Consider the following 18848-nt stretch of genomic DNA (forward strand, 5'->3'; position numbering starts at 1 on the left):
GTCAGACCCGACGGGGGTATCAGTTCCAATGGAACTGATACCGATCTCGAAGAGACTGACCCCGGCACTTGCTAACTATTAGGAATAATCATGGTCGCATTAGTTATTGCTGAACACGACAACGCTACCTTAAAGGGCAGCACCCACCACACCGTGACCGCGGCTGCCCAGTGCGGCGGCGACGTGCACGTGCTGGTCGCAGGTTCGAACGCCTCGGCCGCTGCCGCTGCCGCCGCGCAAATCGCCGGCGTGACGAAAGTCATCGTCGCCGACGCGCCATACTTTGCCGACGGCCTGGCCGAAAACGTGGCCGAGCAAGTGCTGGCCATCGCCGGCAACTACAGCCACATCCTGGCGCCAGCCACCGCCTACGGCAAGAACATCCTGCCGCGCGTGGCCGCCAAGCTGGACGTGGCGCAAATCTCGGAAATCACCAAGGTCGATTCCCCTGACACCTTCGAGCGCCCGATCTACGCCGGTAACGCGATTGCCACCGTGCAATCTAGCGACAAGGTCAAGGTCATCACCGTGCGCACCACCGGTTTCGACGCCGCTGCCGCCACCGGCGGTTCGGCTGCCACGGAAACCGTTGCCGCCGTTGCCGACGCGGGCAAATCGGCCTTCGTGGGCCGCGAACTGGCCAAGTCCGACCGTCCTGAACTGACCGCCGCGAAAATCATCGTGTCGGGCGGCCGTGGCATGGGTTCGGCCGAGAACTTCCACATCCTGGAGCCGCTGGCCGACAAGCTGGGCGCCGCCATGGGTGCCTCGCGCGCCGCCGTCGACGCCGGCTTCGTGCCGAACGACTGGCAAGTGGGCCAGACGGGCAAGATCGTCGCGCCATCGCTGTACATCGCCGTCGGTATCTCGGGCGCGATCCAGCATCTGGCCGGCATGAAAGACTCGAAAACCATCGTCGCCATCAACAAGGATCCGGAAGCGCCGATCTTTGCCGTGGCCGACTACGGCATCGTGGGCGATCTGTTCGAGATCGTGCCGCAACTGGTCAAAGAACTGGGTTAAGTCACACCCCTTCCGGTTTTGTTACTGACAAAGCCACGCCGGCCCGCCCCACACGGCGAGCCGCGCGTGGCTTTTTTCTTGGAGAAAAGAAGATGAGCTATCAAGCCCCGCTGAAAGACATGTTGTTCGTGATGAACGAACTGGCCGGCCTGGCCGAAATCCACACTTTGCCCGGCTGCGAAGACGCCACGCCCGACACGGCCGAAGCCGTGCTGGAAGAGAACGCCAAGTTCTGCGGCGGCGTGGTGGCCCCCTTGAACGGCCCCAGCGACAAGGAACCGAGCTTCTGGCACGACGGGCAAGTGACGACCTCGAAAGGCTTCAAGGAAGCGTTCAAGGCGTATGGCGAAGCGGGCTGGCAAGGCGTGCAGCATCCGACTGAATTTGGCGGCCAGGGCTTGCCCAAGCTCCTGGCCACGCCCTGCATTGAAATGCTCAACTCGGCCAGCATCTCGTTCGCCCTCGTGGCCCTGCTGTCGGACGGCGCCATCGAAGCGCTGTTGACGGCCGGCAGTGACGAACAGAAAGCCGTCTACCTGGAAAACCTGGTGTCGGGCAAATGGACGGGCACCATGAACTTGACGGAGCCGCAGGCCGGCTCCGACCTGGCCGCCGTGCGCACGCGCGCCGTGCCGCAGGAAGACGGCACCTATAAAGTGTTCGGCACGAAGATTTTCATCACCTACGGCGAGCACGACATGGCGGAAAACATCGTCCACCTGGTGCTGGCCCGCACGCCGGACGCGCCCGCCGGCGTGAAAGGCATTTCGCTGTTCATCGTGCCGAAATTCCTCGTCAATGCGGACGGCAGCCTGGGCGCGCGCAACGATGCCCATTGCGTGTCCATCGAGCACAAGCTGGGCATCAAGGCCAGCCCGACGGCGGTATTGCAGTTTGGCGATCACGGCGGCGCCATCGGCACCCTCGTGGGCGAGGAAAACCGCGGCCTCGAATACATGTTCATCATGATGAACGCGGCCCGCTTCGGCGTGGGCCTGCAAGGCATTGGCCTGGCCGAGCGCGCCTACCAGCAGGCCGTGGCGTTCGCGAAAGACCGCGTGCAGTCGCGCGACCTGGCCGGTTCGCCCGGCCCCGTGTCCATCATCCACCACCCGGACGTGCGCCGCATGCTCATGTCCATGCGTTCGCAAACGGAGGCGGCGCGCGCGCTGGCCTACGTGGGCGCGGCCATCAGCGACGTGGCGCACCACCATCCGGACGCGGACGTGCGCGCGGAAAGCCTGGCGACGTATGAATATCTGGTGCCCGTCATCAAGGGCTGGTCCACGGAAATGTCGCAGGACGTCACGCGCGACGGCGTGCAAGTGCATGGCGGCATGGGTTTCATTGAGGAAACGGGCGCCGCCCAGCATTACCGCGACGCCAAGATTCTGACCATCTACGAAGGCACGACAGCCATCCAGGCGAACGACCTCGTGGGTCGCAAGACGGTGCGCGACGGAGGCGCCGTGGCGAAAGCCATCATTGCCCAGGTGCGCGCCACGGAAGCCCAGCTGGGCGAGCTGACCGGCGCCGACTTCCAGGCCATGCAGCGCCACCTGGCCGAAGGCAGCGCCGCGCTGGAAGCCGTGGTGGAATACGTGGTGGCGAACATGAAGTCGGACATCAAGGCCGTGTTTGCGGGCAGCGTGCCGTATCTGAAACTGGCCGGCATCGTGCTGGGCGGCTGGCAAATGGCCCGCGCGGCCGTGGCTGCGCAGCAAAAGCTGGGCGAGGGCAGCGGCGACGCGGCGTTCTATAATGCAAAAATCGCCACGGCCCGCTTCTTTGCCGACCACATCCTGTCGCAAGCGCCGGGCTTGCGCGCCACCATCATCGACGGCAGCGCCGGCGTGATGGCGCTGTCGGAAGAGCAGTTTTAACCGGGGTTAGACCCCTCGTCCGCTAACGCCGAGCTTCGATGTTAGCGTTGGCGAGGGTCTGACCCCAGCAGTTTGCTGAAGGCAGTCTGAATGCAAAAAAGCGCTGGAGATCACTCTCCAGCGCTTTTTTTAACCCCAAACGTAAGTGCCGGGGTCGGACCCTGAGGGTCCGACCCCAGTCCTTGCTCTTGGGTTCAGCTTACCTTCTGGCAATACCATTACCCGAATTGCGCACCAAGTCGCCAGCAGCCAGCCCTGGATCCTGGTCAAACGCGAAGTCGGCCTTGGCGCCCGTTTCGTATTGCACGGTCACGGTCCACGTCTTGGCGTTCTTCATGTGGCCTTCAACTTGCTTGCCGGCATATGCGCCGCCAGCGGCGCCGGCCAGGGTGGCCAGATCCTTGCCGCGTCCGCCGCCGACCTGGCGGCCCAGCAGGGCGCCGGCCACGCCGCCGCCGATCATGCCCAGCGCGCCGCCTTCACCGGCTTTTTCGGTGACGTTCACTGCCAGCACCTTGCCGCATTCGGCGCAGATCTGGTGTTGCGGCTGTTTGTTTTGCTGGGCAACACCGGAGTTGCCGGCCTTTTGCGCGGCCTTGGCGTTGATGATGGCCTGGTCGTATTCGCCCTTGGCGTCGCGCAGGCATTGCATGCGGGCTTTCGAGCTGCTTTCTTCGGCGCACAGTTTCTTGTCGTCCGCATAGCGCGTGTTGGCTTGTTTCGTGTCGTACGCGTATTGCGCCTTCGGCGACAGGTTCTGTGCAAAGGCGGAGGTGCTGAACAGGGCCGTGATGGCGACTGCGAGGATGAGTGGGCGACGAATCATGATCTTCTCCTGTGGGGTGTTAAATGTGCCAGTAATGTCGACATTGTGAATGCAGTATAGAGGAAAATCATGATTGCTTACCAACACTTACATGTGCGCGCGTTGCGTTGATTCCCGCGCGGGAGTTAACCGTAGGCGCCGCCCGTGTACAGCAAGTCGAACAGGCGCGCCATGGTGGCGATCAGCACGCCCGCGCCTAGCATCAAGGTAGCGACCAGCACGACGGCCAGAGGCCAGCCCGTGTCCGACTGGCGGCTTGATGCGGCGTTGTAGCGCGCGTCCCATTTGTCGTCCGGCATCAGTCCCAGTACCAGCGCTTCCAGGAAACCGCCCAGGGCGGACAGGGTCAGCGGCAATATTTGATAAAACCAGTCGGCGTCTGGAAACAGCTGGCGCAGCAGCAGGCTGGCGGGCAGGGCGGCCAGATGTAGCCAGCCCCAGCGGTCCTTGGCGCCGTGCAGGTAGAAGCGGTGCGCGCCCAGCATGCCCAGCAAAAAGGCCAGCAGGCTGGTGAATGCCTTGTTCTTGTGCGACTGTTGCAAAATGGTAGCGGTGGTCATGGGACTCCAGAGTTGCTCATCGGTAAAGATTGCCAGTATCGGTCATTGCCTGCCGCAACGATAGCACTTTCGTGCCGTGTTCAGGCGATGCTGTCGCGCAATATCATGGCCTGGTCGCCGCCTGGGCGTGGCATCGGCGGCACGATAGACGCACGCGCCTATTGCGTCTTCGGCCATGACTGGTCATAATGTTTGATTAGCCCAAATTACACGCCCGTCATCATAACGCTTGCTGCATGGCGGTAAAGCGCGCTATAATTTGCGGCTTTTTCCGCCTCAGCACACTTTTTGGAAATATTATGGTCGTTATTCGTTTAGCTCGTGGAGGCGCCAAGAAGCGCCCGTTCTTCAACATCGTCGCTACTGATTCGCGCAATCGCCGCGATGGTCGCTTCATTGAGCGTATCGGTTTTTACAACCCGATGGCGCAAGGTGGCGAAGTCCCACTGCGTATCACCGCAGACCGTCTGGCCTACTGGCAAGGCGTTGGCGCACAATTGTCGCCAACCGTTGCTCGTCTGGTTGCCAGCAACGGCAAAGCAGCAGCTTAATTAGATCACTGGTTTGACGGTCAAGACTGCATCCGGGGTGAAAGTCCCCGATGACCTGGTACAGGTAGGCTATGTCTCCGGTGCCTATGGCATTGCTGGCGGAGTCAGGATCACTCCTTTCTCCGACGACGCGGATGCATTATTAAGCGTCAAAACCTGGTGGTTTGATAAACCGACCTTGCATGATGTTCAAGTCAGGCAAGCGAAGTTACACGGCGGCGACGTCGTGGCCCAGCTGGTGGGTGTGGTCGGGCGGGATGCCGCAGAAGCGCTGAAAGGCGTCTCTGTGCAAATTCCGCGTAGCCATTTCCCGACGCTGACGGCCGATGAATTTTATTGGTCCGATCTGATCGGACTGACAGTCGAGAATTTGCAAGGCGAGTGCCTCGGCACAGTGCACGACATGATGAGCAACGGTCCGCAGTCGATCTTGCGCGTTACGCCCGTCGCCACTGCCGATGAGACCGTTGAAAAGGCGCCTGAGCGCCTGATCCCGTTTGTCGGCCAGTTTGTCATTAACGTTGACAAGGCTGCCAGCAAGATCACGGTCGACTGGGGCCTCGATTATTAAACCGCCTGCGCTTAATTTTGCGCCGGGCAATGTTTTCAGGATGGTGAGCGATGCAATTTGATGTCGTGACCCTGTTCCCGGAAATGTTTGCCGCGCTGACGCAGTCGGGTGTGACCCGGCGCGCCTTCGAGCAGGGGAAATGTGGCTTGTCGCTGTGGAATCCCCGTGATTTCACGACCGACAATCACCGTACCGTGGATGACCGCCCCTATGGCGGCGGCCCTGGCATGGTGATGATGGCCCGTCCCCTCGAAGCGACAATTAATGCCGCGAAGCAACGCCAGACCGATCTCGGCCTGGTGGCGCCCCGCGTGGTGTTCATGTCGCCGCAAGGCCGTCCGTTGACGCACGAGCGCGTCACGCAGCTGAAAGCCGAACCTGGTCTGGTGATCCTGTGCGGCCGCTATGAAGCCGTGGACCAGCGTTTGCTGGACCGTTGCGTCGACGAGGAAATCAGCGTCGGCGACTTCGTCCTGTCGGGCGGTGAATTGCCTGCCATGGCGCTGATGGATGCGGTGATCCGCCTGTTGCCGGGTGTCTTGAACACCGAGGCATCGGCCATCGAGGACAGCTTCGTCAATGGCTTGCTCGATTCGCCGCACTACACGCGGCCGGAAACATATGAAGGCATGGCCGTGCCGCCCGTCTTGATGGGCGGCAATCATGCCGAGATCGTCAAGTGGCGCCGCCAGCGCATGCTGGAAGCGACCGCGACAAAGCGGCCTGACCTCTTGCTCAGTGCGCGCGCCGCCGGCTTGCTTAGCAAGGCCGACGAACAATTCTTGGCCAGCCTGTAGGCCGTCTTCGGACGGCCGGCAGGGTGGCCAGTAGTGCCGGGCATGTTGCCCAAATTGGTAATACCCATCCTCTACCGGGCGGATACTTGCTATCCACAGTGCGCCGGCATGATGGTTTTCGGAGTGTTAAAAATGGACTTGATTCAACAATTAGAGCAAGAAGAGATCGCCCGTCTGGGTAAATCGATTCCTGACTTCGCACCAGGCGATACCGTTATCGTCAGCGTCAACGTAGTCGAAGGTACGCGCAAGCGCGCCCAGGCTTACGAAGGCGTCGTTATCTCCCGTCGTAACCGTGGCCTGAACTCGAACTTCATCGTTCGCAAGATCTCGTCCGGCGAAGGCGTTGAGCGTACGTTCCAACTGTACTCGCCGCTGATCGCTTCGATCGAAGTGAAACGCCGTGGTGACGTTCGCCGCGCCAAGCTGTACTATCTGCGTGAGCGTTCGGGTAAATCGGCGCGTATCAAAGAAAAATTGCCAAATCGCCGCGTTGTGGCGAAAGCAAGCGCGTAATATCAGCGTCTGCGTTGGAAAAAGGGGTGCCTCTGATGGTGCCCCTTTTTTTATTCTGAATTGCTATTGAGGCAAGCTGCCATGGCCACCATTGCATTTGATCCAAAACAATTAGCCATCGATTCGATCGCCGGCGAAGCGGCGCTGGACGCCGCGCGCCTGACGCCCGAGTGGCTGCGCCAGCGCCTGGCCGAACAGCCCGACTGGCAGCCCGAGATTACCCAGGATTTTCTTTCCGCCCGCGCCGTGCCCGTGCGCGCCGCCGTGCTCATTCCGCTCGTGCAGCGCCCGGACGGCCTGACCATCTTGCTGACCCTGCGCACCGACCACCTGAGCAGCCATGCGGGCCAGGTCAGCTTTCCCGGCGGGCGCAGCGAAGCTTTCGATGCGTCGCCCGTCGCCACGGCCCTGCGCGAAACGGAAGAAGAGGTGGGCCTGGCGCGCGAGCACATCGAGGTGCTCGGTTGCCTGCCCGATTACCTGACGGGCACCGGCTACCAGGTCACGCCCGTGGTGGGCCTGGTGACGCCGCCGTTCGAGCTGCGCGCCGACCCGTCCGAAGTGGCGGAAATCTTCGAAGTGCCGCTGGCCTTCCTCATGGATGGTCTCAACCATCAGCGCCTGTCGGTGGAATTGCCCGGCGGGCGGCGCTCGTTCTACGCCATGCCCTACGAACGCTTCTATATCTGGGGCGCCACCGCCGGCATGCTGCGCAATCTGTTTCACCTCTTGCGCGCGTAAAATGGCGCCCCGCACGTAATAAGTTTGATTCCAGCACTGCACTGCGCTATCGTAGCGGGCATTGCGGTATTGCTGAAAAAGACAAAAAGGACGTTTGATGACATTTCTCTCCATACTTTGCGCATTGCTGATCGAGCAGCTCAAACCTTTGCGCGCGGACAATCCGATCTACGCCGAAATCAAGAGCCTGGCAATGCGCATGGAGACCTGGTTCAATGCCGGCCACGCCAACCACGGCCGCATGGGCTGGTTCCTCATGATCGGCGTGCTGATGGTGCCGACGGCAGGCATCTACTGGCTCTTGCTGCATTATCAGCTGACCCTGCTGGCCTTTGCCTGGAACGTCCTCATCGTCTACCTGACCCTGGGCTTCCGTCACTACAGCCATTACTTTACCTCCATCCAGCTGGCCCTGAGCGCCGGCGACGAAGCGACCGCGCGCACCTTGCTGGCCGACTGGACCAAGCTCGACACGGTGGGCATGGAAGCGAGCGAAATCGCCCGCATCGCCGTGGAAAAAGCCCTGGTCACCACGCACCGCAATGTCTTTGGCGTGTTTTTCTGGTTCCTCATGCCGCTGGGCCCTGCCTGCGCCGTGATGTACCGCGTGGCCGAATACCTGGCGCGCGCCTGGAACGAACCCGAGCACATGCGCAATGAAGCGTTCGGCCAGTTCGCCGCGCGCGCCTTTTACTGGATCGACTGGATTCCCGTGCGCCTGACGGCCGTGGCATTTGCCGTGGTCGGCAATTTCGAGGACGCCATCTATGCCTGGCGCAATTTCGCCCAGCGCTGGCAGGACGAGGCCATCGGCATCATCCTGACGGCCGGCGGCGGCGCCATGGGCGTACGCCTGGGCACGCCAGCGGAAACGGCGGCCCGCGTGCTCGTCACGCCGGACATGGCCGTCGATGACAGCGACAGCGAAAGCGATATCCTGCCCGGCGAAGAGCCGGGCGCGCGCGCCTTGCAGAGCACGGTCGGCCTTGTGTGGCGCGCCTTGCTGCTGTGGATGCTGCTGCTGTTGCTGATGTCGGGCGCCGTTTTCCTCGGCTGACGCGGGGCCTGGCGCGTGGAACAGGGTTAAAATAGGGGCTGGCGCGCAAGCGTGCCGGCCCCTGTTTGCATCGTCAGGGCAGATCGAGGTAGAACCCAAGTCTTCTATAAGATATAATACTGGCTTACCGCAGCAAACGTAGTTGAATTACCAGCCCGGCCTACCCGCCGGGGCCATTCACGCAATCCAGTCCCGACAAGCCACATGGCCGAGTTATCTCAAAAAACAGGGGAACTCTCAGACGAGTTCTTCATCCTTGGTCTCACCAGCAATGGCAAGCAATTCCGACCCAGCGATTGGGCCGAGCGCCTTTGTGGAGTGATGTCCTGTTTCAATCCCGAAGGCGGCGGGCGCAATGCGCACCTCCAGTATTCGCCCTACGTGCGCCCGACCGTCGTCAATGGCGTCAAGTCGGTGGTGGTCAACACCAAGCTGCGCGAGATCGAGCCGATGGCGTTTCACTTCGTGCGCGAATTTGCCAAGGATAACGACCTGCAGATCGTCGAAGCCTGCTTCCTGCCGCCCCCCGAAGATAAGTAAGATCGTTTCAATTGATTTGCCTCAAACCCGCCACGGCGGACTGGCGTAGCGTGGACACTCTGCCTCTAACGGAGTGGCGACATGCGCATCGGCGACATCTGTACCCTGCATACCATCCATTGCCAGCGTGACACCAGCGTGCAAGACGCGGCGCTGCTGATGCGCCAGCACCACGTGGGCGACCTGATCGTGGCCGAACAGCCGAACGGCGAGCGCGTCCCCATCGGCATCCTCACCGACCGCGACATCGTCATTTCCGTCATCGCCCTGGGCCTCGACCCCGCCAGCCTGCTGGTGGGCGACATCATGAGCGAGCAGCTGCTCACGGCCAGCGAAGACGAAGACGTCTACGACATCATCGAACGCATGCGCGTTAACGGCATCCGCCGCCTGCCCGTCGTCAATAGCCTGGGCGCGCTTTCCGGCGTCGTCAGCATCGACGACCTGCTTGCCTTCCTGGCCCAGGAAATGGCCGAACTGGCACGCATCAGCAGCGGCCAGCTCGTACATGAAAAGCGCACCAGAAAGTAGGCCTGCATTGCGCAATTCCGGTCAAGTCACGCCTGCCTGAAAATGCTACAGTCGCTGCTCGTTCAACGGGAAGCGTTCATGCACACTCTGGCCAAGGCACTCTGGTATATCGAATCGCATTATGCGGAGAATATCTCGCTCGGCGATATCGCCCGCGTGGGCGGCGCTTCACCGTGTCACCTGACGCGCGCGTTCGGCCTGGCCACGGGCCACTCCGTGATGCGCTATGTGCGGGCGCGCCGGCTCAGCGAGGCGGCCCGCGCGCTGGCCCAGGGCGCGCAAGACATCCTCGCCGTCGCGCTGCAGGCCGGCTACAGTTCCCATGAAGCATTTACGCGGGCCTTTCGCGACCAGTTCCAGGTCACGCCGGAAAAGGTGCGGGCCCGGCGCCACGTCGCCAACCTCGCGCTGGTCGACGCCATCAAGATGGATGTGGCGCGGGGTATGCCTTTGGAAGCGCCCCGTTTCGAACAGGGACCCGCCTTGCTCGTGGCGGGCCTCGTCGAACGGTATCGCGCAGAAACGGCCGCCGGCATTCCCGCCCTGTGGCAACGCTTCCTGCCCCATGTGGCGCCCGGCCAGCTGGTGTATGGCGTGTGCTGCAACAATGACGACGCAGGCAATTTCGATTACCTTTGCGCCATGCCGGTGAGCGACTTCTCCCAGGCGCCCGACGACTGGATGCGGCTGCGCATCGTCCCGCAGCGCTATGCCGTGTTCCAGCACCGCGGGCATATTTCCACCATCCGCACCACCTGGCATGCGGTGTGGAACGAGTGGCTGCCCCAGTCGGGCCTGGAAGTGGCCGACGCGCCCGACTTCGAACGCTACGACCGGCATTTCGATCCCACCAGCGGCAACGGCGGCGTGGAAATCTGGCTCCCCTTGAAAGCATGAGCATGCTCAATACCTTGTCTGCACCAGCCCTGTTCGCCGGTGGCGCCGCGCTGCGCCAGCGTCTGTTGCAAATTGCCGCCGCGCTGGCGGCGGGCTTGCCCCTGTACTGGGTGCTGGGGCCGCAGCCGCTGGGCCCGCTGGCCTGGTGCGCGCCGCTGCCCGTGCTGTGGCTGGCCCTGCGTTCGTCGCGCCGCGATGCGGCCTGGATGACGTTGCTGGCCGCCATGCTGGGCTTGTCATCGAACTTTACTTATTTCCGCCTGCTCATGCCCTTGCCGGCCGTGCTGGTCGTGATGCTCGTCAAGGCACTGTTGTGGATGCTGGTGGTGCTGGCCACGCGGCGCCTCGTGCTGCGCTACCGGGCACCCTGGACGGTGCTGGCCTATCCCGTGCTGTGGGTGGCCATCGATACCCTGATGGCGACCCTGCTGCCGGACGGTAACTGGGGCAGTCTTGCGTATTCGCAAGCCGATAACGTTGCCGTGCTGCAGGTGACGGCCCTGGCGGGCGTGCCTGGCCTGCTGTTTTTGCTGTGCCTGGCGCCCTCCGCGCTGGCCTTGCTGCTGGCGGGAGGCCGCGCGTATGCGCCAGCGGCGGGCATGACCGTGTTGCTGCTGGCGGCCGCGTTCGCCGGCGGCGCCTGGCGCGTGCACGGTGCGCCGGCGCCAACCGGCCCGCTGGCAGGGCTCGTGGCCATCGATGACTTTATCGGTCCGGCCACGCCGCCGGCGCGCGCGCAAGCCATCTGGGACCAGTACGCGCGCCATGTCGAACGATTGGCGGGGCAGGGCGCCAGGCTGGTGCTGCTGCCGGAAAAGATCGCCGTGCTGGCGCCCGCGCAGGCGGACGCCGTGCGGCGGCGTTTCCAGGCGCTGGCACGCGACACGGGCGCGTGGATCACCGTGGGTATCGGCGTGCAGGACGCTGCCGGCCGGCGCAATCTGGCCTGGCTGTTCGCGCCCGATGGGAGCGCGCCCGTCAGCTACCAAAAACACCATCTGGCGCCGCCCGAGCGCGAGTTTCTTGCCGGCAGCACGTATGCCGTGCAGCCGGTGGAGGGGCTGGCCATGGGCCTGGCCATCTGCAAGGACATGCATTTCGCTGCCCTGGGGCAGGCGTATGGCGCGGCCGGCGCGCAAACGATGCTGGTACCGGCTTGGGATTTCCAGCTCGACGCCTGGATGGGGGCGCGCATGACGGTGGTGCGTGGCGTGGAAAACGGTTATGCCGTGCTGCGCGCGGCGCGCGAGGGCGTGCTGACGGTCAGCGATGCGTATGGACGGGTGCTGGCGGAGCGGGCCAGCAGCGCCATGCCGGGCGGCACCTTGCTGGCGCCGCTGCCGGCACACCCGTCCGTCGCCACCCGGGCAGGATGGCTGGGGCCGCTGTTCGGCTGGTCGTGCGTGGCGCTGGGCGTGCTTTTGCTGTGCGTCGGCCGCCGCGCCGCGCCCGCCACCTGACGAGATTATCTATTTTGCTGCGGAGCACAAAAAACAGCTGGCGCGTGCATTTTCATATTATTCGCGGCGCAGCCATATAATGGCCGATCACCATTTCACCATTGCAGTGCATATACAGGCGCGATGCCCGTTATATATTGCACTGCAATAAGTGGTTTTCTCTGGTATTGAGAAATGCGTGAAACTGGTATTAATTGGTACTTAATTCCGCCACGAAGTCATACATATCGCCGCGGAAGTAGGAGCGGCAAAATTCCACGGCGCGTCCATCGCGCAAAAAGCCCAGCCTTTCCACCGACAAGCCCGCGTCGCCTTCCTCCGCCTGCAGCAGGCTGGCCTGCTCCCCCGTCAATAAAAGCGCGCTGAGCCGCTGCAAGGCGCGCACGGGCCGGTTGCCCGCCTGTTCCAGCGCGTCATACATCGATACGTCGACGGCGTCGAGTGCCGGCAGGCAGCTGGCGACGATGGTCGCGTACTCGAGGCACATCGGCACCTCGTCCGCATAGCGGATACGGTGGAAGCGGTACACGGGCGCGCCCGGCGACAGCCGCAGGCGCAGGGCCTCTTCCGGCGTCACGGTGCCCTCCGCGCGCTTGAGCCACACGCTGCGCGGCGTGCGTCCGCGCGCCCGCATGTCCTCGGAAAACGACGTCAGTTTGGCGAAGTTTTTCTCGATGCGCGTATTGATGAAATTGCCCGAGCCGGGACGGCGCACCAGCAAACCCTCGTTGACGAGGCCATCGATGGCCTTGCGCACGGTGATGCGCGAGACGGCCAGGTCGCTGGCCAGCTGGCGTTCGGCCGGCAGGGCTTCGTCGGGGCCGAGGATGCGCTTGTCGATCGCTTCGCGCAGCGCGCGCTGCAGTTGCTGGTACAGGGGCAGACTGCTCGTCTGCCCCAGGCCTTGCATGATGTGAGCCAGGGTTGTCATACGCTGAGGGTCTCCGTTACGGCGCGTTGCAGACGCGCTCTGTATCTGTTTTGTGTCGCTGGATAATACCAAAAAAGACCGTTGTAAAACCAATTTGAATTATCAGGCCGGCAATTTATACCTGCCCTCGCTGGTATTTACCCCGGCCATACGGGCTATAGATTGATTCAGCTGAAGTGGTCTGTGTGATTCAAACAACGTTATAAAAAAAAAGTTGCAACTGGTAGTATTCTGGTATTGGATAGTAGTATATTGGCGTTGAATTGGTTTTGTAAGTGGTTGTGCCGAAGGGTCTGCAGCGTGCTGGCAAGAATGGGCGGGCTGGAAAGAAGACCTACGTTAAAAATGAAAAGGTTCCAATCCTGGAGCCTAAATCAAGGGGGAGTACATGAAACGCAATTTGACACCTGCAGCTGCCGTCGTGAAATCGGGCTCGCGTAGCCGTACGCCGATCGCTGCGGCCGTTGCCGTGATGGTCGCCGGTCTGTCCTTTTCGGCACAGGCGCAGCAAGCAGCCGCCGAAGACGTGGCCACCGTGGTGACGGTGACCGGCGTGCGTGCCTCGCTGGAAAAATCGCTGAAGCAAAAACGTAATGCGGATTCCGTGGTGGAAGTGGTCACCGCCGAAGATATCGGCAAGATGCCAGACCGTAACGTGGCTGACGCGATCCAGCGCCTGCCAGGTGTGAATACCCAATCGTCCGCCGGTGGCGAAGGCGGCTTCGGCGAAAACGACCGCGTCAGCCTGCGCGGCACCAGCCCCAGCTTCCAGCAAACCTTGTTCAACGGCCACGCCATCAGCACGGGCGACTGGTTCGTGCTGAACCAGTTCGGCGGCAACGTCGGCCGCAGCAGCAGCTTTTCCCTGCTGCCATCGGAACTGGTGAGTTCCGTTGTCGTGCACAAGAGCGCCACGGCGGACCTGCCTGAAGGCGGTGTCTCGGGCGTGATCGACGTGATCACCCGCCGTCCGCTGGAATTCAAGAACCAGATCACGGCGGAAGGTTCGATCCAGGCTTTCCACAACGACCTGGCCGGCAAGACCGATCCGCAGTTCTCCGGCCTGGTGAACTGGAAGAATGACACGAATACCCTGGGCATCATGGTGCAGGGTTTCTCGCAAAAATCGACCGTGCGCCGCGATGGCCAGGAAATCCTCGGCTACACGCCGATCGCCGCAGGCAGCAACGCGGCCAAGGCCCATCCTGAACTGGCCGGCGTGAAAGTGCCGACCTTTATCGGCGCCAGCCTGTTCGAGCAAAAGAAAACCCGCGAAGGCGGCGCGTTCGACGTCGAATTCAAGCCCAGCAAGGACTTGACCCTGGACGTGAACGGCTTCTACTCGCAACTGAAGGCGCCGCATCAAAATACCAACTGGCTGGCCGCGCCTGCCAACTCGATCAACAGCACGGACGACAAAGGCGTGTCGACGGGCCAGGTGCCGACCAACTACACGGTCAAGAATGGCACGCTGACCGGCGCCACCTTCGCCAAGAACGCAGGCGAGGTCGATAATATCTACCGTCCTGATGCTGGCGGCGAATCCTACTATCTCGATTTCAACTTCAAGTACCGTGCCACCAAGGACCTGACACTGACGGGTAAACTGGGCAAGACCCACGGCGTCGGCTATGACCGCGACGATGTGTACTACCAGAACAACGTCGATGGCGGCATGGTGTATCAACTGAATGGCTTGAGCCCTGCCAGCGTTTCCTATCCGGGCGGCACCACCACCAAGCCAGGTTCGACGGCATGGGCCGGCGGCGGCGAATCGCGTTCCGTCGATCAGGAAAAATATGCGCAGATCGATGCCGAGCTGCGCCTGTCTTCCGGTATCTGGGATTCGGTCAAGTTCGGTGGCCGTCTGACCGATCACAAGCGCGATGCCGAGCATCCGTTTGAAACCCGTCCGGGCGCCCTGGGCTTCTCCAATCCTGGCCCTGCCTGGAATGGCACGATGTACCCGAGCGACTTCGCCAAGGACCTGGGCGGCAACCTGTCGAGCAACTACTTCAAGTACGACGGTTCAGCACTGGGTGCCTGGGGCGCCGCACCGGGCAACCGCCTGTTCGACTACGTGCGCCGCCATAACTGGACCGACGAGTTCAAGTTGAAGGAAAAAACTTCGGCCATCTATGCCATGGCCAACCTGACGGGCGACAACTGGAGCGGTAACTTCGGCCTGCGCGCCGTCCACACCAAGCAGTCGACCCTGGTGAACCAGGCCGGCGGTCCGATCACCGGTTCCGACTGGGGTGCGTACTCGCAGCATCTGTACGAGCGCAGCTACAACGACTACCTGCCGAGCGCCAACATCAAGTTCGACGTGCGCAACGACCTGGTCGTGCGCGCCGCCGTGGCCCGCACCATCGCCCGTCCCGACTACAGCGCGCTGGGCGGTTCGGTATCGCTGAACGACGACGCCTTGAGCGGCAGCGGCGGCAACGTCAACTTGAACCCGGTCAAGTCGGACAACGCCGAAGTCAGCGCCGAATGGTATTTCGCACCGAAGTCGGCTTTCTCGGTGGGCCTGTTCTACATGGACCTGAAATCGGTCGTGTCGAACGGTACCGTCAACGCCACGTACTTCAACAGCAAGCGTAATGCCAATGCCGTGTACCAGATCACGTCGCCATTCAATACCAGCGGCAAGAACAAGGGCGCGGAATTCAGCTACCAGCAACCGCTGTTCGGCGACTTCGGCATCCTGGCCAACTACACCTATGCCGACGGCAAGCTGGACAATGGTGATGAACTGGTCAATGCATCGCGCAGCACGTACAACCTGACGGCCTTCTACGAAGCCAACGCCCTCAGCGCACGCCTGGCCTACAACTACCGTTCCGCTTACAAGGCGGGCGTGGACCGTGGCGCCAGCCAGCACGTTGCCGGCGCGGGCGGCCTGGCCGGTTCGCTCAACTACAAGATCAACGAACACTTCACGATCACGTTCGATGCGCTTAACTTGACGAACACGACCATCAAGATGTACGCGGAAAACAAGGATCAGCCACGCGCTTTCTATAGCAACGGCCGTACCTTCTACCTGGGCCTGCGCGCCAAACTGTAAGCACGACGATCAGGCCTGATGCGCCCGCGTCAGGCCCGGTCTTCCTCGGTCTTTTCAAGGCAAGTTCCTGTTACGGGAGCTTGCCTTTTTTTTCGACGCCCGCTGACTGGGCGCCTGCCGTCTGTACTCATATAAAACCGTCCCGCCACGATGGCGGACATCTATAACGAGGAGTCTATGAACAGTCGTTTGCACCCCGTACTACACCCCATCGCCGCCGCTGCGGCCTTGCTGTCCATGAGCATGGCGGCCCAGGCGCAGCAATCCCCCATGCAGGAAGTGGTCGTCACCGGCATCCGCGCCTCGCTGGAACAGTCGCTGAGCCAGAAGCGCAACAGCGATTCCGTGATCGACGTCGTCAGCGCGGAAGACATCGGCAAGCTGCCCGACAAGAACGTGGCCGACGCCGTGCAGCGCGTGCCGGGCGTGAACATTTCCTCGTCGGCCGGCGGCGAGGGCGGCTTCTCGGAAAATGACCGGGTCAGCATCCGCGGCACCAGCCCCAGCCTGACGCAAACCCTGATCAATGGCCACGCCGTGGGCACGGGCGACTGGTTCGTCACGGACCAGGTGGGCACCGTGGGGCGCAGCGTCAGCTTTGCCTTGCTGCCGTCGGAAATCGTCAGCCGGGTCACCGTGCAAAAGAGCGCCCAGGCGGACCTGGTGGAAGGGGGCGTGGCCGGCTCCATCAATATCGAGACGCGCAAGCCGCTCAGTTTCAAGCAGCCGTTTACGGCCGAGCTGGCCGTGCAGGCCATCTATGCGGACTTGCCGGGCAAGACCGATCCGCAAATGAATGCCTTGTTCAACTGGAAGAACGAAGCGAAGACCATGGGCGTGCTGTTCCAGGTGTTTTCCGAAAAACGCCACGAGCGCCGCGATGGCCAGGAATTCTTCGGCTATGGCGCCATCGACGCCAACAGCCCGGCCGCGCAGAAATATCCGGAACTGGCCGGCGTGCTGGCGCCGCTGGGCATCAACTCGGCCCTGTTCGAGCAAGTGCGCAAGCGCCAGGGCGGCAGCGTCGACCTGCAATTCAAGCCGACTTCCGACCTGATGCTCGACGTCAACGGCTTCTATTCCAAGCTGGACGCGGCCAATTACAACCGCAGCTTTTATAATCAGCCGGGCGCCAACCTGAATGCCGTCGACAATGACGGCAAGCACGTGGGCGTGATTCCCAGTATGTTTACGGTCAAGAACAATACCCTGGTGGCGGCCGATTTTCCCGCGTCGCAATTTCCTGCGGCCAACGCCACCACGCCGTATAACGGTCAGCTGTATCCGGCCCTGGTCGACCAGATCTACCGTCCCGGCTCGAACTCGTCGACCGCCTACATCGATGTCAATGGCAGCTACCGCGCCAGCGAGCGCCTGCGCATCACGGGCAGCCTCGGCTACACGCGGGGCATCGGCGAGACGCCCGTCGACCTCGGCTATGAGGCGGGCTTGACGGGCGTCGGCGTGTCCTACCAGCTGAACGGCCTGTCGCCGGCCAGGCTGAATTTCCCGGGTCTCGACATTTCCAAATTCTCCAACGCGGTCACGGCATCGGCCTGGGGTTCGCATGTGGAAACCCTGGATACGGAAAAATATGGCCAGGCCGATGGCGAGCTGAGCATGGACTATGGCGTGCTGGAGTCGTTGAAGTTCGGCGCGCGCTACGCGGAACACCACCGCAATGTGTCCTGGCCGGAAAACCGCAGCTGCGCCGTGTGCGACGGCACGACGAACGCGCCCTTGCCGAAGTGGAATGGCGGCACCTATCCCGGTGATTACGGCAAGGGCCTGGGCGGCAGCGCACAGGGCCGCTACTGGCAGCTCGATCCGGCCGACCTGGTGGCGTGGGCCAACAAGTACGACAATTCGGGCGGGCCGAATTCGCGCAACTGGCCGGCCGAGCTGGACGTGAAGGAAAAGGATAGCGCGGCCTACCTCATGGCCAACCTGGCGGGCAACAAGTGGCGCGGCAACGTGGGTGTGCGCGTCGTACGCACGCAGCAGACGACGGTGACGAACGTGCCGGGCGGCGAAAATCCGATCGGCCAGGAGAATATTTTCGGCACCTACACGCCCACCGTCGTCAAGCACAGTTACACGGATGTGCTGCCCAGCGCGAACATCAAATTCGACTTGAGCAAGGACTTGGTGGCCCGCGCGGCTGTGGCGAAAACCATGGCGCGCGCCGACTACAGCGCACTGGTGGGCGCCGTCAACCTGAATGACCAGTTGCTGACGGGCACGGGCGGTAATCCGGATTTGAAACCGATACGCTCGACCAACTACGACGCCACCCTGGAATGGTATTTCGCGCCGAAGGCCATGCTGTCGGTGGGCGCCTTCTATATGGACATGAAATCGTACGTGACGTTTGGTACGGCGCCCGTGAGCTACTACAATAATACCTTCAAGAAATTCAACACCTACGTGATCCAGTCGCCGACGAATATCGGCGCCAAGAACAAGGGTGTGGAACTCAGTTACCAGCAGGGCTTGTGGGGCGGTTTCGGCGTGGTGGGCAATTACACCTATACGAATGGCAAGGCCGACGATGGCGCCGCAGTCGTGGGCAGCTCGCGCGGCACCTACAACCTGGAAGGCTATTACGAGGACGCGCGCCTGAGTGCGCGCCTGGCCTATACCTACCGCTCCAGCTTCCTGGCCGGCCTGTTCAGCAGCTCGCCCCAGTACGTGCACGGCGTGGGCAACCTGGCCGCGTCGATCAACTACAAGATCGACGAGCGCTATTCGCTGACCTTCGATGTGCTGAACCTGAATAACCCGGTGCTCAAGTATTACGGCGCCAACCAGGACCAGCCGACGGCCCTGTATTCGAACGGCCGTCAGTTCTACTTTGGCCTGCGCGCCAAGTTATAGGTTTTTTTTACCGG

Annotated in this window: 17 protein-coding genes; 14 read left to right on the forward strand and 3 right to left on the reverse strand. The window is 62.1% G+C overall.

Features of this window, described 5'->3' with window-relative positions:
- Positions 1–90 precede the first annotated feature (90 nt).
- Both CLU90_RS24430 and CLU90_RS24435 read left to right on the forward strand, forming a co-directional pair.
- Positions 91–1023 carry an electron transfer flavoprotein subunit alpha/FixB family protein gene (locus tag CLU90_RS24430; protein ID WP_092714776.1) on the forward strand — a complete coding sequence of 311 codons (933 nt, stop codon included), beginning with the start codon at positions 91–93 and terminating at the stop codon, positions 1021–1023.
- 92 nt (positions 1024–1115) lie between these two features.
- Positions 1116–2906, forward strand: coding sequence for an acyl-CoA dehydrogenase (locus tag CLU90_RS24435; protein WP_092714778.1), 1791 nt, complete (start codon positions 1116–1118; stop codon positions 2904–2906).
- Between the two features lie 199 nt (positions 2907–3105).
- Here CLU90_RS24435 and CLU90_RS24440 read toward each other — a convergent pair whose 3' ends face one another.
- Together CLU90_RS24440 and CLU90_RS24445 are read right to left on the reverse strand one after the other, a co-directional pair.
- Positions 3106–3732, reverse strand: coding sequence for a glycine zipper 2TM domain-containing protein (locus CLU90_RS24440; RefSeq protein ID WP_092714780.1), 627 nt, complete (start codon positions 3730–3732; stop codon positions 3106–3108).
- A 125-nt stretch (positions 3733–3857) separates the two neighbouring features.
- Positions 3858–4292, reverse strand: coding sequence for an NINE protein (locus CLU90_RS24445; protein WP_092714782.1), 435 nt, complete (start codon positions 4290–4292; stop codon positions 3858–3860).
- A 299-nt stretch (positions 4293–4591) separates the two neighbouring features.
- Between CLU90_RS24445 and rpsP the strand changes: the two genes are divergently transcribed.
- The 10 genes from rpsP to CLU90_RS24495 all read left to right on the forward strand — a co-directional run bounded on the left by rpsP (position 4592) and on the right by CLU90_RS24495 (position 11953).
- Complete coding sequence (gene rpsP, locus CLU90_RS24450; protein ID WP_076567307.1) at positions 4592–4843, forward strand: 30S ribosomal protein S16; 252 nt, start codon at positions 4592–4594, stop codon at positions 4841–4843.
- 13 nt (positions 4844–4856) lie between these two features.
- Positions 4857–5414 (forward strand): ribosome maturation factor RimM, encoded by a 558-nt coding sequence (rimM, locus tag CLU90_RS24455; RefSeq protein WP_034759867.1) that lies wholly within the window; start codon positions 4857–4859, stop codon positions 5412–5414.
- A gap of 50 nt (positions 5415–5464) precedes the next feature.
- Positions 5465–6211, forward strand: coding sequence for a tRNA (guanosine(37)-N1)-methyltransferase TrmD (gene trmD, locus CLU90_RS24460; RefSeq protein WP_092714785.1), 747 nt, complete (start codon positions 5465–5467; stop codon positions 6209–6211).
- A gap of 132 nt (positions 6212–6343) precedes the next feature.
- Positions 6344–6727, forward strand: coding sequence for a 50S ribosomal protein L19 (gene rplS, locus CLU90_RS24465; RefSeq protein ID WP_035825414.1), 384 nt, complete (start codon positions 6344–6346; stop codon positions 6725–6727).
- 81 nt (positions 6728–6808) lie between these two features.
- Entirely contained in the window at positions 6809–7468 is a 660-nt protein-coding gene (locus tag CLU90_RS24470) for a CoA pyrophosphatase (RefSeq protein WP_092714787.1), read from the forward strand.
- A gap of 97 nt (positions 7469–7565) precedes the next feature.
- Positions 7566–8525 carry a CobD/CbiB family protein gene (locus CLU90_RS24475; protein ID WP_092714789.1) on the forward strand — a complete coding sequence of 320 codons (960 nt, stop codon included), beginning with the start codon at positions 7566–7568 and terminating at the stop codon, positions 8523–8525.
- 204 nt (positions 8526–8729) lie between these two features.
- Complete coding sequence (locus CLU90_RS24480) at positions 8730–9065, forward strand: DUF3579 domain-containing protein (RefSeq protein WP_092714791.1); 336 nt, start codon at positions 8730–8732, stop codon at positions 9063–9065.
- An 81-nt stretch (positions 9066–9146) separates the two neighbouring features.
- Positions 9147–9596 carry a CBS domain-containing protein gene (locus CLU90_RS24485; RefSeq protein ID WP_092714793.1) on the forward strand — a complete coding sequence of 150 codons (450 nt, stop codon included), beginning with the start codon at positions 9147–9149 and terminating at the stop codon, positions 9594–9596.
- Positions 9597–9674: 78 nt separating this feature from the next.
- Positions 9675–10493, forward strand: a complete 819-nt coding sequence (locus tag CLU90_RS24490) for an AraC family transcriptional regulator (protein WP_092714795.1) — start codon at positions 9675–9677, stop codon at positions 10491–10493.
- Positions 10490–11953, forward strand: a complete 1464-nt coding sequence (locus CLU90_RS24495) for a carbon-nitrogen hydrolase family protein (protein ID WP_092714797.1) — start codon at positions 10490–10492, stop codon at positions 11951–11953. The genes CLU90_RS24490 and CLU90_RS24495 overlap by 4 nt, the downstream gene beginning before the upstream one ends.
- A gap of 190 nt (positions 11954–12143) precedes the next feature.
- Here the strand turns inward: CLU90_RS24495 and CLU90_RS24500 are convergent, their stop codons facing one another.
- Positions 12144–12884 (reverse strand): GntR family transcriptional regulator, encoded by a 741-nt coding sequence (locus CLU90_RS24500; protein WP_034759852.1) that lies wholly within the window; start codon positions 12882–12884, stop codon positions 12144–12146.
- A gap of 388 nt (positions 12885–13272) precedes the next feature.
- Between CLU90_RS24500 and CLU90_RS24505 the strand changes: the two genes are divergently transcribed.
- Positions 13273–15957 (forward strand): TonB-dependent receptor, encoded by a 2685-nt coding sequence (locus tag CLU90_RS24505; RefSeq protein ID WP_092714799.1) that lies wholly within the window; start codon positions 13273–13275, stop codon positions 15955–15957.
- Between the two features lie 177 nt (positions 15958–16134).
- Positions 16135–18834 (forward strand): TonB-dependent receptor, encoded by a 2700-nt coding sequence (locus CLU90_RS24510; RefSeq protein WP_198511259.1) that lies wholly within the window; start codon positions 16135–16137, stop codon positions 18832–18834.
- Positions 18835–18848 lie beyond the last annotated feature (14 nt).

The sequence above is a fragment of the Janthinobacterium sp. 67 genome (genome assembly GCF_002797895.1).
Classification (GTDB): domain Bacteria; phylum Pseudomonadota; class Gammaproteobacteria; order Burkholderiales; family Burkholderiaceae_D; genus Janthinobacterium.

Bases quoted from the DNA above. Each gene is read 5' to 3' on its own strand.
- CLU90_RS24430 (WP_092714776.1), top strand. From the start codon at position 91: ATGGTCGCATTAGTTATTGCTGAACACGACAACGCTACCTTAAAGGGC.
- CLU90_RS24435 (WP_092714778.1), top strand. From the start codon at position 1,116: ATGAGCTATCAAGCCCCGCTGAAAGACATGTTGTTCGTGATGAACGAA.
- CLU90_RS24440 (WP_092714780.1), bottom strand. From the start codon at position 3,732: ATGATTCGTCGCCCACTCATCCTCGCAGTCGCCATCACGGCCCTGTTC.
- CLU90_RS24445 (WP_092714782.1), bottom strand. From the start codon at position 4,292: ATGACCACCGCTACCATTTTGCAACAGTCGCACAAGAACAAGGCATTC.
- rpsP (WP_076567307.1), top strand. From the start codon at position 4,592: ATGGTCGTTATTCGTTTAGCTCGTGGAGGCGCCAAGAAGCGCCCGTTC.
- trmD (WP_092714785.1), top strand. From the start codon at position 5,465: ATGCAATTTGATGTCGTGACCCTGTTCCCGGAAATGTTTGCCGCGCTG.
- rplS (WP_035825414.1), top strand. From the start codon at position 6,344: ATGGACTTGATTCAACAATTAGAGCAAGAAGAGATCGCCCGTCTGGGT.
- CLU90_RS24470 (WP_092714787.1), top strand. From the start codon at position 6,809: ATGGCCACCATTGCATTTGATCCAAAACAATTAGCCATCGATTCGATC.
- CLU90_RS24475 (WP_092714789.1), top strand. From the start codon at position 7,566: ATGACATTTCTCTCCATACTTTGCGCATTGCTGATCGAGCAGCTCAAA.
- CLU90_RS24480 (WP_092714791.1), top strand. From the start codon at position 8,730: ATGGCCGAGTTATCTCAAAAAACAGGGGAACTCTCAGACGAGTTCTTC.
- CLU90_RS24485 (WP_092714793.1), top strand. From the start codon at position 9,147: ATGCGCATCGGCGACATCTGTACCCTGCATACCATCCATTGCCAGCGT.
- CLU90_RS24490 (WP_092714795.1), top strand. From the start codon at position 9,675: ATGCACACTCTGGCCAAGGCACTCTGGTATATCGAATCGCATTATGCG.
- CLU90_RS24495 (WP_092714797.1), top strand. From the start codon at position 10,490: ATGAGCATGCTCAATACCTTGTCTGCACCAGCCCTGTTCGCCGGTGGC.
- CLU90_RS24500 (WP_034759852.1), bottom strand. From the start codon at position 12,884: ATGACAACCCTGGCTCACATCATGCAAGGCCTGGGGCAGACGAGCAGT.
- CLU90_RS24505 (WP_092714799.1), top strand. From the start codon at position 13,273: ATGAAACGCAATTTGACACCTGCAGCTGCCGTCGTGAAATCGGGCTCG.
- CLU90_RS24510 (WP_198511259.1), top strand. From the start codon at position 16,135: ATGAACAGTCGTTTGCACCCCGTACTACACCCCATCGCCGCCGCTGCG.